A 13501-nucleotide genomic window follows, 5' to 3' on the forward strand; every position below is an offset into this window, starting at 1 on the left:
GACGCGGCGACGCGGCGAGCAGAAAAAAAGGGGGAGACCGCCCCACTACGACCGGCCTCCCCCACACCACAACACGTTGGCGCGCATTACAGCCGGGCAGCGCCCGGCTCCATCCTCTCCAGCCCGCGTGCACGGCGGATCAACCGCGTCACGGCATTGCGCAGGTCATCGAGCACCGCATAGATCGTCGGCAGGAACAGTAGGCTGACCACCGTCGAGAACGCCAGGCCGCCCGCAATCGCGCGCGCCATCGGCGAATACTCCGGGCCATTGCCGAACATCTGCGTATCGGTCAGCGAGATCGGGATCATCGCCAGGATCGCCGTGCCCATGGTCATCATGATCGGGCGCAGGCGTTCGCGTGAGCCTTCCACCAGCGCCTGGGTGCGGCCCATACCGCTGCGCCGCAGGTTGTTGATGTGCTCGATCATCACGATGCCGTTGTTCACCACCACGCCCATCAGCACCAGGATGCCGATGAAGGACATGATCCCGAACGAGGTGCCGGTGATCCAGAACAGCCAGAACACGCCGAAGATCGAGAACAGCACTCCGCTCATGATCGCCGCCGGGAACAGCAGCGACTCGAACACCGCCGCCATCACCACGTAGATCATCACCAGTGCGATCAGCAGGTTGAACACCATCTGCTGCATGGCCTCGTCGTCGTTGCCGTAGTCGCCGCCGTCGAAGGTGAAGCCATAGCCGGCCGGGAAGTTCATCGGCTTGAGCACGGCTTCGATCGCCTTGCGCCCGTCCGGCGCGGTGACCTTCTCGGCCAGGTTGGCCTTGATGGTCAACGTGGTCTGGCGGTTGGTGCGGCCGATCTGGGTGGCGGACGAACCAACGTCCACGGTGACCAGGCTCAGCAGCGGCACGCTGCGGCCATCGCCGGTGCGCACGCTGAAACCGGCCAGGTCTTCCGGGCTGCTCTGCTCGGCGCCGGCAAAGCGCACCCACACCGGCACTTCGTTGTCACCGCGGCGGAACTCGCGCATCGGCGCGCCGCGCAGCGCCAGGCCGACGAAGCTGGCCACCTGCTCGGCATTGAAGCCGAACGCTGCGGCACGCTCGCGGTCGACGCGCACCTTCAGCTCGCCGCCCTTCTCGCCGTTGTCGATGCGCACGTCACGCAGCTCGGCACGCTGCGCCAGCAACGGCACCACTTCCTGGCCGATCTCCTGCAGCATCGAGCTGGAATCACCCACCAGCTGCACCTGCACGCCCTGGTTGCTGCCGCCACCGCCATCGCCGCCCTGGTTGCCGACGAAGTAATCGGTGCGTGCCGACTTCGGCAGGCCCTTGCGCAGTTCCTCCTGCAGCGACTTGATGTCCTTGGCGTATTCTTCGTCCAGGGTGACCACCGTGGAGCTGCCTTCCTGCTCGCTGTACCAGGAATACACCTGCTTCACGTGCAGGCGTTCGCGGTTCTGGTCGATCCAGTTCTCCACCCGCGCCACTTCCTCGGACATCTGGCGGTAGGTGTAGGCGCCCTTCCACATGTAGCCGATGAAGATGTCCTTGCCCCCCTCACCACCGAACATGTCGACCTTGGTCAGCTTCATCGGCACCAGGCTGACCAGCACCACGAGCAGGATGCCGAGCAGGCTCCAACCGCGGTGATGCAGTGACCAGTCCAGCAGCTGCGCATAGCGTCGCTGCAGGCGCGCGATCAGGCCGGTCTGCGAGTGCACCAGCTTGGGCGTGGCCATGCGCGCGGACAGCATCGGGATCAGGCTGACCGCCACCAGCCACGAGGCCAGCAGCGAGACCGAGATGGTGATCGCGATCTGCGCCATGAAGATGCTGATGTTGTTGGTCTCGCCGAACAGGTTCGGCACGAAGACGATGCAGTGGCACAGCGTGCCGGCGCTGAGCGCGATGGCCACGTTGCGGGTGCCGATGATCGAGGCCAGCCGTGGCTGCCCCGGCATGCGCTCGCGCTCCTGGTAGATGCTCTCCACCACCACCACCGCGTTGTCGACCAGCATGCCGACGGCCAGCAGCAGGCCCATCATGGTCAGGATGTTGAGTGTCACCCCGACGAAGTACATGAAGCCGAGGGTGATGGTGAAGCAGATCGGAATGGCCAGGGTCACCATCAGCGTCGACGGCCAATGGCGCAGGAAGAAGAACAGCACGGTGACCGACAGGATCAGGCCGACCGCGCCGGCCTCGGCCAGCTCCAGCAGCGAGGACGTCACTGCCTTGCCCTGGTTGTCGATCACCTTGATCTGCACGTCGCGCATCGACGGCTGCGCGCGGATCGCCTCGACCTCGGCCAGTGCCGCACGCGAAACGTCCACCAGGTTGGCGCTGCGTTCCTTGAAGATGTCCAGGCCCACCGCCGGGTTGCCGTCCAGGCGGCGCCCGTAGTTCATCCGCGCCGGCTTCAGGCGCACGTCGGCGATGTCGCCCAGGCGCAGGCCCTTGGCGTTGATCACCAGGTCGCGCATCTCCTGAAGGTCGGTGATCTCGCCTACCGGCTGCACGCGCACGCGTTGGCCGTTGTCATCGATCTGCCCGGCCGAGATCGAGAAGTTCAGCGTGCGCAGGCGCTCGCTCAGCTCGTTGATGCTCAACCCATGCGCGTTGAGCCGGTTCGGATCGATGGCGATCTCCACCTCGTTCGGCGGCGCACCGGTGATATCGACGCGGGCCACACCGGGAATACGCTCGATGCGCCGCTTGAACTCACGATCGAGCATGTCATAGGCGGTGGTCAGGTCGGTGGTGCTGGCCAGCCGCACCTTCAGCACGGGCTGGTCGCTGCTGGACCACTTGAACACGTTGTAGCGCTGCAGGTCGTCGGGCAGGTCGCTGCGGATCGCGTCGATACGCTCGCGCGCGTCCGACGCGGCAATGGCGATGTCGCGGTCCCAGTCGCTGAACTCGATGTAGATCAGCGCCGCCTCGGAGGTGGCCGACGAGCGCATGCGCTTGATGCCGGTCATCGTCGCCAGCGATTCCTCGACTGGACGGATGATGGTCCGTTCCACTTCTTCCGGGGTCGAGCCGGTGTAGGGAATCTGCACGAACAGGAACGGCGCGGAGATGTCCGGCAGCGCCTCCAACGGCAGCCGGAACGAAGCGATCAGGCCGATCACCACCAGCGACACGAAACACATGATGGTGGTGACCGGACGGCGGATGGAGAACTCGGCAACACTCATGCCGGTTCCTCCACACCCGCTGTGCCGCCCTCGTCGCCATGCAGGCCCTCACCGGCGTGCTTGCGGCCGCGCTCACGGTAGTAGGCGTCGCCGCGACGATCCATCAGGTCGTACACCACCGGGATCACCAGCAGCGTCAGCAGCGTCGACACCAGCAGGCCACCGATCACGGTGATCGCCATCGGTGCACGCACTTCGGCGCCCTCGCCCATCGCCACCGCCAGCGGCAGGAAGCCGAACAGCGTGCACAGCGTGGTCATGATGATCGGGCGCAGGCGGGAACGCGCACCCTCCACCAGCGCCTCATGCTTGGCCACGCCGGCCTCGCGCAGCTGGTTGACCTTGTCGATCAGGATGATCGCGTTCTTGGTGACCAGGCCGACCAGCAGGATCAGGCCGATGAACACCACCACCGAGATGGGCTTTCCGGTCAGCATCAGCGCCAGGATCGCGCCGACCAGCGCCAGCGGGATGGTGAACAGGATCACGAACGGGTGCAGCAGGGATTCGAACTGCGAGGCCATCACCAGGTAGACCAGGAAGATCGCCAGGCCGAAGGCGAAGATCAGCGACTTCGCCGCCTGCGCCAGTTCCTCGCCCTGGCCACCGATGTGCAGGCCGACACCCGCGCCCAGCGGCTGCTCGGCCACCATCTGCTGCACTTCGCGCATGGCGGCGCCGAGGTCGATGTCGCGCAGGTTGGCCGACACCACCGCCACCCGGGTCTGGTCGGCACGATGGATCTCGCTGGGGCCGGTGGTGGCGACCACGTCGGCCACCGCGTCCAGGGTCACCGGACGGGTGCTGCCCGGATTGACGATCAGCCGGCGGATGCTCTCCACGCTGGCGCGGTCACCTTCCTGGGCGCGCACCAGCACGTCGATCTTGCGGTCACGGAAGCTGTAGCGGGTGGCGACGTCGCCACGCACCTTCTTCACCACCACGTCGGCGATCTGGCGGGTGGTCAGGCCCAGTGCACCGGCGCGCTCCTGGTCGAAGCGGATCTGGATTTCCGGGAAGCCCTCTTCCACCGTCGACTTCACGTCGGCGTAGTGGGCGTTGCCGCGCAGCATCGCCGCCAGGCGCTGGCCGGCCACTTCCAGGGTCGCCATGTCCTGCCCGCGCAGTTCGATTTCCAGCGGCGTGGAAAAGCTGAACAACGCCGGCCGCGCGAAGTCGACCTGGGCACCCGGGTGCTGGCTCATGGTGCCGCGCAGGCGCTCGGTGATCGCCGCTTCAGTGTGCGCATTGCCGCCACCTTCCATCACCACAGTCAGCTTGCCGATGTTCTCGCCACTTTCGGTCGGGCTGGCATCCAGCCGGGTGCCGCTGCCACTGACGCCATACAGCGAGGCCACGCCTTCGCCCTTGCCATGCGCCAGCTGCAGCTCGCGCACCAGCGCATCGGTCTGCTTGAGCGGCGTGCCGGCCGGCAGCTTCACCGTCATTTCGAAACGGTCCTGCGCCAGCTGCGGGATCAGGTCGGCGCCAAGCATCGGCACCAGCGCCATGGTCGCCACGAAAATGATGGCTGCCACGCCCAGCACCTTGCCGGGATGCGCCAGCGCACTCGGCAGCAGGCGCAGGTAGCCTCGCTCGGCGCCTGCATAGGGCTTCATCGCCAGGTCGCTGGCCTTGCGCATCACCGGGCCGACCACCGCCACCACGCCGCGCCACAGGCGCACCACGAGCCAGGCCAGCGCATAGAAGCTCCAGCGCACGCTGGCGAGCACGCCACGGCGGCCCAGTGCAACCGGCTTCTGCCAACGCTTCTGCGGCTGCCATGCTGCGTTCGGCGCCTCTTCCGGGAACGCCAGCGGCGGCCGCCCCTTCAGCGAGCTCAGCATCGGGATCAGGGTCATCGACACCAGCAGCGAGATCGCGATGGCGATCGCCACGGTCAGCGCCTGGTCGCGGAACAGCTGCCCGGCGATGCCATCGACGAACACCAGCGGCAGGAACACCGCGATGGTGGTCAGGGTCGAGGCGACCACGGCCATGCTCACTTCACGGGTGCCGGCGATCGCCGCCTGCAGGATGCCCAGGCCACGCTCACGGGCCTTGGCGATGCTCTCCAGCACCACGATCGAGTCATCCACCACCAGGCCGGTGGCCAATGCCAGGCCACCCAGCGACATCACGTTCAAGCTCAGGCCGAGCTGGCCCATGAAGAAGAACGTGGCGATGATCGAGACCGGCAACGACAGGCTGATCACGAACGTACTCCAGCCATCGCGCAGGAACAGGAAGATGATCAGGATCGCCAGCAGGCCGCCGATCACGGCATCCTTCTTGACGTCGGCGATGGCGTGCTCGATGAAGCGCGACTGGTCCTCGATGGTGGTCAGCTGGACATCGGACGGGAACGTGCCCTTGATCTGCTCCAGGCGCTTTCGCAGCGCTTCAGCGGTGGACACGGTGTTGGCGTCGCCTTCCTTGTAGATGGCCAGCTCGACCGACTCCTTGCCGCCCAGGCGGATGATCGCTTCGCGCTCCTTGTAGCCCTGGCGCACGGTGGCCACGTCCTTCAGGCGCACCGGCACGCCGTTGGCAACCACGCTGGAGCCACCGCCGGACGATGCGCTCTGTGCCGCCGACGCCGCCGCGATGGCGGCCGCCGAACCGGTCGACGCGGCGATGTTGAACATCTGCTGCAGCGCCGAGTCCGCCGCGCTGCCATTGGCGGCCTGGGTGGTCACCAGCAGGTTGCGGATCTCCTCCAGGTCGGCGAACTGGTTGACGGTACGCACCAGGAAGCGCTGCGAGCCCTCCTCCAGGCGGCCGCCGGAAATGTTGATGTTCTCGTCCTTCAGGCGCTTGATGACGGTGTCGATCGGCAGGTTCAGCTGGGCAAGCTTCTGCTGGTCGATGTCGACCTGGATCTCGTCCTCCAGGCCGCCGCCCACCTTCACTGCCGCCACACCGGTGACCGGCTCCAGCTTCTTCTTGAGGTCTTCATCGGCATAGCGGCGCAGGCCGGTCAGCTCGCGCACCGCATAGGCATCGCTGGTCGGCGCCGTCTTGTTCGACAGCACCAGGCGCATGATCGGCTCGGTTGACGGATTGAAGCGCAGCAGCACCGGGGCCTTGGCCTCCAGCGGCAGGTTCAGCGCTTCCATCTTGTCGCGCACCTCCAGGCTGGCCTGGTCCATGTTGGTGCCCCAGGCGAATTCCAGCACCACGTCGCTCTGGCCGGTGCGCGAGACCGACTTCAGCTTGCGCAGGTTCTTGACCACGCCGACCGCTTCTTCAACCGGCTGGGTGATCAGGGTTTCGATTTCAGTCGGCGCTGCACCGGTGTATTCGGTGCGCACGGTCAGCGTCGGGTAGCTCAGGTCGGGCAGCAGGTTGACCTTGAGATTGCCCAGCGCGATCAGGCCGAACAGCAGCAGCGTGACCGTGCACATGGCGATGGTCACGCGGCGGCGGGTGGCAAACTCCACCAGGCCGCCGCGCATGCCGGCGGCGGCGCCGTCGCTCGCCGGCGAGGCACCGTGGTCGTGGCCCGGGGCGGTCATTGCTTGCTCCCGGCCTTGTCTGCGGGCTTGGCGGCCGCAGCGACCGTCTTCGCCTTCGGATCGGCAATCACCTGCACCGTGGTGCCGTCGCGCAGGGCGACCTTGCCGGCGGTGACCACCTGATCACCGGCCGCCAGGCCATCACGGATCTCCACCCACGGGCCCTCGGCGTAACCCAGCTTGACCGGAACGCGTGCGACCTTGCCTTCGCGCACGCGGAACACCGCCGGCTCACCGTCGTCGAGCAACGCCAGGCGCGGTACGACCAGCGCATCGGCACGCTGGTCGTAGTCGATGCGGATGCGACCGAACATGCCGGGCTGCAGCGCGTGTGCGGCGCCGTCGAAGGCGCTGACCACGCGAAACGTGCCGCTGCCCGAATCCACCACCGGCGCGATGCGATCAACGGTGCCGGTGAAGCTCTGCCCCGGCAGCGCGTCGGCCGCCAGCGTCACCGGCTGGCCGGCGCGCAGGGTGGCCAGTTCACGCTCGGGCACGTTGAGGGTGGCTTCCAGCCGCGAGTTGTCGACGATGCGGAAGATCGGCGTGTTGATCTGCACGAAGTTGCCGGTCTTGATCGAGCGCGATGCGATCACGCCGGAGATCGGCGCCACCACCGTGGTGTAGGACAGCTCCAGCGTGGCCAGCCGGTACTGCGCGCGGACGTTTTCCAGGTCGTAGCGCAGCTGGTCGACATCGGCGGCGCTGACCATCTGCTGGCCGACCAGCTTCTGTGCGCGCTGGTAATTGTTTTCCAGCTTGCGCATCTGCGCTTCGCTCTGTGCAACGGCCAGCCGTGCACGATCCGGGTCCAGCCGCACCAGCGGTTGGCCGGCGGTGACCCGCTGCCCTTCCTCGACCAGCACCGCCAGCGCCACGCCGGAGGTCTTGGCGACCACCTGCGACTCGGCGCGTGGTTCCAGCGCGGCAGTGCCCGTGTAGCTGGCCGCTACGGCACGATGGCTGGCCACCGCCACTTCGACCGGGACTGCGTCGACCTTCTTCTCCTCCTTGGTCTCGGCAGCCTTGGCTTCGGAATTGGGCCCTGCGGCGCAACCGCCCAGCAGCAGGGAGGTGGAGATCAGCAGTGCGGCAGCGCAGATTCCGCTGCGACGGCCGGACAGGAAGGTTGGGTGCGACATCGTCGGGTCCCTGAAGGATGCGTGGACAGGTGTGGTAGCAAAGTAATTCACCACTTCACGGAAACACCATATCCCAAAGGTCATGGTGCCTTCACGCCACCGGTCGGCCCGACCCCATTTCAGCTAGATGAAACCTGAGGCTATACTCGGGTCGTTCCGTACCCCACGCCGGAACGACCAGACCCGAATCCCCGGAAACGACACCATGCGCCCGCAGCCGCTCGCCGCTTGTCTCGCTCTGGCCGTCCTCCTGCCCCTTGGGGCCGCCGCACAGCCCGCTCCTGCTCCTGCCGCACCCGCCCCGGCCCCGGCTCCCGCCGTTGCGCCAGCGCCCGCCGCACCCACCGGCAACTTCGACAATGGCCGCGTCCTGGCCTACACCTGCCAGGGCTGCCACGGGATCACCGGCTACAAGAACGCCTACCCCAGTTATCGGGTGCCGAAGATCGGCGGCCAGACCCAGCAGTATCTGGCCCAGGCCCTGACCGAGTACCGCCAGGGCAAGCGCCGGCATCCGACGATGCAGGCGCAGTCGATGAGTTTCAGCGAACAGGAGATCGCCGATCTCTCTGTTTACCTGTCCACCGTCAAGTAAGGCCCGCCCATGTCGAAAGCCGCGCATCCGATGCGTCACGCCATCGCCCTGTCCGTTGCCCTGCTGCTGGCCGCCTGCTCACAGTCGCAGGTGGAAAACAGCGAAAAATCGGCCGCCGACCCGGGCCATGCCAGCGGCGAGCACGGTTCATCGTCCTCCGCCGGCCTGCCCGCTGGCCGCGAGGCCGCCGGTGAAGCCCGCGCCAAGGTGAAGGGCAAGGCCACCAACCAGAGCTGCATCGACTGCCATGGGGCCGACGGCAACGCGCCGATCGATCCGACCTATCCGAAGCTGGGTGGGCAGTACGGTGACTACCTGGCGCACGCGCTGCAGGCCTACCGCGCCGGTGACCGCCAGCATGCGCTGATGACGCCGCAGGCGAAGGACCTGAGTGATCAGGACATCGCCGATCTGGCGGCGTACTTCGGCAGCCGGCCGAGCCAGCTGCGGGATCTGCACGGGGTCAAATGACGGCCGGCCCCCCGGTCGGTGCGGACCGTCGGTTGGTGGGTGCGGACCGTTGGTTGGTAGGTGCGGACCGTTGGTCCGCACAGATTCCGGATATCCACGCATGGCGTGGATCTGCTGAGCCGGGCGTGGGCTCGGCTCTACATCAATCGGCGCGATCGCTGGCGCCGGTCAACGCTCAGCCTTCCAGCTCTTCCCAGCGCGCGTAAGCGGCATCCAGTTCGGCCTGCACCTTGGCCAGCTGCTGGGTGTGCGCCGTCACTTCAGCACTGCTGCGGGTGTAGAACGATGGGTCGTTCATCGCCGAGGTCAGCCCTTCGACATCGCCTTCCAGCTTCTCGATGGTCTTTGGCAGCTGCTCCAGCTCGCGCGCTTCCTTGTACGCCAGCTTGCGCTTGGGGGCTGCGGGAGTCGCGGCCGCAGCAGCGGCCGGTGCAGCAGTCGCCGGCTTGGCAGCCGGGGCCGCGGCAGGCGCAGCCACGCTGGCCGCATAGCGCTGCCAGTCGCTGTAGCCACCGACGTACTCGCCGATCACGCCGTCGCCTTCCATCACCAGCGTGGAGGTCACCACGTTGTCGATGAAGTCACGGTCGTGGCTGACCAGCAGCAGTGTACCGGTGTACTCGCCCAGCAGCTCTTCCAGCAGCTCCAGGGTTTCCACGTCGAGGTCGTTGGTCGGTTCGTCCATCACCAGCAGGTTGGACGGCTGCGCGAACAGCTTGGCCAGCAGCAGGCGGTTGCGCTCGCCACCGGACAGGCGGGTGATCGGCGCACGCGCGCGCTCGGGGGTGAACATGAAGTCCTGCAGGTAGGCATGCACGTGCTTGCGCTTTCCGTTGAACTCGAGGAAATCGCGGCCTTCGGCCACGTTCTCGATCGCGCTCCAGTCTTCGCGCAGCACCGCGCGGTACTGGTCGAAATAGGCGATCTGCAGGTTGGTGCCCGCATTGACCTCTCCCTTGGCCGGCTGCAGTTCACCCAGCAGCAGCTTCAGCAGCGTGGTCTTGCCGCTGCCGTTGGGGCCGATCAGGCCGATGCGGTCGCCACGCAGGATGGTGGTGGTGAAATCGCGGACCATGGTGCGCTCGCCGAAGGCGAACGAAATGTCCTTGACGTCGATGACCTTCTTGCCGGAGCTGACGCCCTGCGCGGCTTCCATCTTGACGTTACCGCTGAGGTCGCGGCGCTGCGAGCGTTCGGTGCGCATCGCCTTGAGGCGGCGCACGCGGCCTTCGTCGCGGGTACGGCGCGCCTTGATGCCTTGGCGGATCCAGACTTCTTCCTGCGCCAGCAGCTTGTCGAAGCGGGCATTTTCCTGCGCCTGCGCGTTGAGGCGTTCCTCGCGGCGGCGCTCGTAGTTGGCCCAGTCGCCCGGCCAGCTGGTCACCTGGCCGCGGTCGATCTCGACGATGCGGGTGGCCAGCGCACGCAGGAAGCGGCGGTCATGGGTGACGAACACCACGCTGCCGCTCCAGCCCTTCAGGAACGCTTCGAGCCAGTCGATGGCTTCGATGTCCAGGTGGTTGGTCGGTTCGTCCAGCAGCAGCACGTCCGGGCTGGAGACCAGTGCACGGGCCAGCAGCACGCGGCGCTTCATGCCGCCGGACAGGCGGCCGAATTCGGCATCGCCGTCCAGGTCGAGCTTGGTCAGCGTTTCGCTGACACGCTGGTCCAGGCCCCAGCCGTTGGCGGCATCGATCTTGGCCTGCACATTGCCGAGGGCTTCACCATCGAAGACCTCGGCATGGCTGAGATGGTGGAACTCGGCCAGCCACTGGCCCAGTTCACCGAGGCCATCGGCAACGACGTCGAACACCGAGCCGGCTGCGCCGTGTGGCACTTCCTGCTCCAGGCGGGTGACGCGCACGCCCTGCTGCACGCGGACTTCGCCGTCATCGGGCTTGTGGTCGCCCGACAGCAGCTTGAGCAGGGTGGATTTGCCGGCGCCGTTGCGGCCGATCAGGGCGATGCGTTCGCCCGGCTCGATCGACAGTTCGGCCTTTTCCAGCAACAACGGGCCGCCGACGCTGAAGTCGACGTTCTGCAGAGTAATCAGAGGCATCCGGATATTGTACGGGTTGGGGGCGTCGGCCGGGTTGCACCCGGCACCCGCGGTAGTGCCGGCCGCTGGCCGGCAACCTCAACGGCAACGTCAAAAGCTGGTTTCCTGTGGGATGGCGGGATGGGTCCGGTCGCGGGGGACGCCGTAAACCCGTCCCTGGGGGCTTGGCCGCGGCATCCATGCCGCGGACACCCCCGCCACCGGACCCATCCCGCCTTCGACAGATTCCTGCAATCTGTCGGAACTACATTCTGCTCTGGTGGGTGTCGACCTTGGTCGACACGGTAGATCCACGCCATGCGTGGATGAGCGCTACAAGAAGGGTCGATGGATGGAATCGACTGGAAATCTGATGTCTACCCCACCTCCCCCAGCAACGCCTGCAACCCCGGCAGCCATTGCTTGCCGGGGTGGCGCACCAGCCACAGGGTGCGCTGCAGGGCCGGCAGCGGAGTCTCGAGCACGCGCAGGCGGCCCAGGGCCAGCGGCTCTTCCAGCGCGTGGCGCGACAGGCAGGCCAGGCCGAGGCCGGCGATGGCGGCCTGCTTGATCGCTTCGGTATTGCCCAGCTGCAGGGTCTGCGCGAAGCCACGCAGGTGCGGCAGCAGGGCCTGTTCCACGGCTTCGCGGGTGCCGGAGCCAGGCTCACGCAGCAGCCAGCGTGCTCGGCGCAGTTCATCCAGCGACCAGCGTGCGCGGGCATCGGCGGCAGCCACGATCACCAGTGGGTCCTGCTGCCAGGCGGTCACCTGCAGGCCACGCTCATGGCACGGGCCTTCGATCAGGCCGGCGTCGACGTCCAGGCGCTGTACCGCGGCGACCACGCCGGCACTGTTGTCGATGCGCAGATCGACCTCGGCCTGCGGCGCCTGCCGCAGCAGTTCGGCGATGCGTGGCGGCAGCAGGTAGTTGCCGATGGTGGTACTGGCGGCCAGCACCAGCCGTAGCGGTGCGCCCTGCGACGGGTCGCCGCCGGCGGCCAGCTGCCGCTCCAGATCGGCGGCGTTGACCAGCAAGGTGCGCGCCGGCTCCAGCAGCGCGCGGCCGTGCCCGTTCAGCGCCAGGCGGCGGCCGATGCGGTCGAACAGCGGGGTGCCGAAGTGCGCCTCCAGCTCCTGCAGGGCGGCGCTGCTGGCCGACTGCGAGAGCGCGACGGCCTGGCCGGCGGCAGTGGTGGTGCCATGGTCGGCGATGGCGACGAAGACCTGCAGCTGGCGCAAGGTCAGGCGCATGGAATGTACCCGCTTTATAGGTAGGTTTCACCCATATTATTCGTTTTACAGGTCAGTGACACAGGCGCACGCTTGGCCCATCACTCCAGTCCTGTCGCGCCATGAACGCCACCGCTCTCTCCTCCTGGTCCCTGCCCGCCCTGCGCCAACGCTGGCAGCCTCGCCTGCCCGGCCTGCTGCTGGTGGGCCTGATCGCGGCGGCGTCGCTGTACCTGGCCCAGCTTCCCTGGCTCCAGGCGCATGGCCTGAGCGCGCTGACCGTGGCCATCGTCGCCGGCATCGTGGTCGGCAACACCCTTTACCCGCGGCTGGCGCCGAGCAGCGCGGCCGGTGTCGGCTTCTCCAAGCACTGGCTGTTGCGCGCCGGCATCGTGCTGTACGGCCTGCGCCTGACCTTCCAGGACATCGGCCACGTCGGCGTGGCCGGCGTGCTGATGGACGTGCTGGTGGTCGCCAGCACCTTCGGGCTGGCCTGCTGGCTGGGCATGCGCGTGTTCAAGATGGAGCGCGAAGCGGCGATGCTGATCGGCGCCGGCAGCGCGATCTGCGGCGCGGCGGCGGTGATGGCCGCCGAGCCGGTGGTGCGCGGCCGCGCTGCGCAGGTCACCGTCGCGGTCTCTACGGTGGTGGTGTTCGGCACGCTGGCGATGTTCCTTTACCCGGCGTTGTATGCACTGGTGCAGTCGCACGGCTGGCTGGCAATGGACGCGCGGCAGTACGGCCTGTTCACCGGTGCGACGGTGCATGAAGTGGCACAGGTGGTGGCGGCAGGCCGCGCGGTCAACGAAGCAGCGGCCGACACGGCGGTGATCACCAAGATGGTGCGGGTGATGCTGCTGGCGCCGTTCCTGGTCGCGCTGTCGCTGTGGCTGGCGCGTGGCGGCAAGGCCAGCGCCGACGGCAGCAAGGCGCGCATCGTGGTGCCGTGGTTCGCTTTTGGTTTCGTGGCGGTGGCCGGGTTCAACTCGCTGCATCTGCTGCCGGCGGGCCTGCAGGCGGGGCTGGTGCAGCTGGATACCGTGCTGCTGGCGATGGCGATGGCCGCGCTGGGCCTGACCACCCACGTCTCGGCGCTGCGCCAGGCCGGGCTGAAGCCGCTGCTGCTGGCGCTGATCCTGTTCGCCTGGCTGCTGTTCGGTGGCCTGGCGATCCATCAGGGTGTACTGGCGGTGCTTGGCTGAGCAGGAGCGTGCCGACCCAGGTCGGCATCCATCCGTAGATCCACGCCATGCGTGGACGCCCCCCGGGTATATTCACGCCCTGCGTGGATGACGACTCCGATGGGGTCGGAGCCCTTTCCTGCGGAAAGGG

General features: G+C 67.3%; 7 protein-coding genes and 1 pseudogene. 3 read left to right on the forward strand and 5 right to left on the reverse strand.

All coding sequences use genetic code 11. The features are described 5' to 3' along the window. Positions 1-86 precede the first annotated feature (86 nt). From J3A72_RS15380 to J3A72_RS15390, 3 genes and pseudogenes are all read right to left on the reverse strand, one after another. Positions 87-3173, reverse strand: a complete 3087-nt coding sequence (locus tag J3A72_RS15380) for an efflux RND transporter permease subunit (RefSeq protein WP_032960741.1) — start codon at positions 3171-3173, stop codon at positions 87-89. Further along, a pseudogene (locus tag J3A72_RS15385) lies at positions 3170-6625 on the reverse strand (efflux RND transporter permease subunit); the annotation flags it as partial. The gene J3A72_RS15380 and the pseudogene J3A72_RS15385, both read right to left, overlap by 4 nt. 62 nt (positions 6626-6687) lie before the next feature. Beyond that, positions 6688-7833 carry a MexH family multidrug efflux RND transporter periplasmic adaptor subunit gene (locus J3A72_RS15390; RefSeq protein WP_014036886.1) on the reverse strand — a complete coding sequence of 382 codons (1146 nt, stop codon included), beginning with the start codon at positions 7831-7833 and terminating at the stop codon, positions 6688-6690. Positions 7834-8038: 205 nt separating this feature from the next. Between J3A72_RS15390 and J3A72_RS15395 the strand changes: the two genes are divergently transcribed. Further along, positions 8039-8428 carry a c-type cytochrome gene (locus tag J3A72_RS15395; protein ID WP_075076756.1) on the forward strand — a complete coding sequence of 130 codons (390 nt, stop codon included), beginning with the start codon at positions 8039-8041 and terminating at the stop codon, positions 8426-8428. Between the two features lie 9 nt (positions 8429-8437). After that, positions 8438-8899, forward strand: coding sequence for a cytochrome c (locus tag J3A72_RS15400; protein ID WP_005416218.1), 462 nt, complete (start codon positions 8438-8440; stop codon positions 8897-8899). Between the two features lie 175 nt (positions 8900-9074). Here the strand turns inward: J3A72_RS15400 and J3A72_RS15405 are convergent, their stop codons facing one another. Both J3A72_RS15405 and J3A72_RS15410 read right to left on the reverse strand, forming a co-directional pair. Next, positions 9075-10958 carry an ATP-binding cassette domain-containing protein gene (locus J3A72_RS15405; protein ID WP_014646841.1) on the reverse strand — a complete coding sequence of 628 codons (1884 nt, stop codon included), beginning with the start codon at positions 10956-10958 and terminating at the stop codon, positions 9075-9077. 356 nt (positions 10959-11314) lie between these two features. Beyond that, positions 11315-12190 carry a LysR substrate-binding domain-containing protein gene (locus tag J3A72_RS15410; RefSeq protein WP_014646840.1) on the reverse strand — a complete coding sequence of 292 codons (876 nt, stop codon included), beginning with the start codon at positions 12188-12190 and terminating at the stop codon, positions 11315-11317. Positions 12191-12291: 101 nt separating this feature from the next. Between J3A72_RS15410 and J3A72_RS15415 the strand changes: the two genes are divergently transcribed. Then, a complete protein-coding gene (locus tag J3A72_RS15415) occupies positions 12292-13371 on the forward strand; it encodes a YeiH family protein (RefSeq protein ID WP_032960449.1) in 1080 nt (359 codons plus the stop codon). Positions 13372-13501: the final 130 nt, after the last annotated feature.

This window comes from Stenotrophomonas sp. PvP093, from assembly GCF_017876915.1.
GTDB lineage: Bacteria > Pseudomonadota > Gammaproteobacteria > Xanthomonadales > Xanthomonadaceae > Stenotrophomonas > Stenotrophomonas muris.

What these genes read in the sequence shown, in the direction of transcription:
- J3A72_RS15400 (WP_005416218.1), top strand. Translation starts at nt 8,438, where the DNA reads ATGTCGAAAGCCGCGCATCCGATGCGTCACGCCATCGCCCTGTCCGTT.
- J3A72_RS15395 (WP_075076756.1), top strand. Translation starts at nt 8,039, where the DNA reads ATGCGCCCGCAGCCGCTCGCCGCTTGTCTCGCTCTGGCCGTCCTCCTG.
- J3A72_RS15390 (WP_014036886.1), bottom strand. Translation starts at nt 7,833, where the DNA reads ATGTCGCACCCAACCTTCCTGTCCGGCCGTCGCAGCGGAATCTGCGCT.
- J3A72_RS15405 (WP_014646841.1), bottom strand. Translation starts at nt 10,958, where the DNA reads ATGCCTCTGATTACTCTGCAGAACGTCGACTTCAGCGTCGGCGGCCCG.
- J3A72_RS15415 (WP_032960449.1), top strand. Translation starts at nt 12,292, where the DNA reads ATGAACGCCACCGCTCTCTCCTCCTGGTCCCTGCCCGCCCTGCGCCAA.
- J3A72_RS15410 (WP_014646840.1), bottom strand. Translation starts at nt 12,190, where the DNA reads ATGCGCCTGACCTTGCGCCAGCTGCAGGTCTTCGTCGCCATCGCCGAC.
- J3A72_RS15380 (WP_032960741.1), bottom strand. Translation starts at nt 3,173, where the DNA reads ATGAGTGTTGCCGAGTTCTCCATCCGCCGTCCGGTCACCACCATCATG.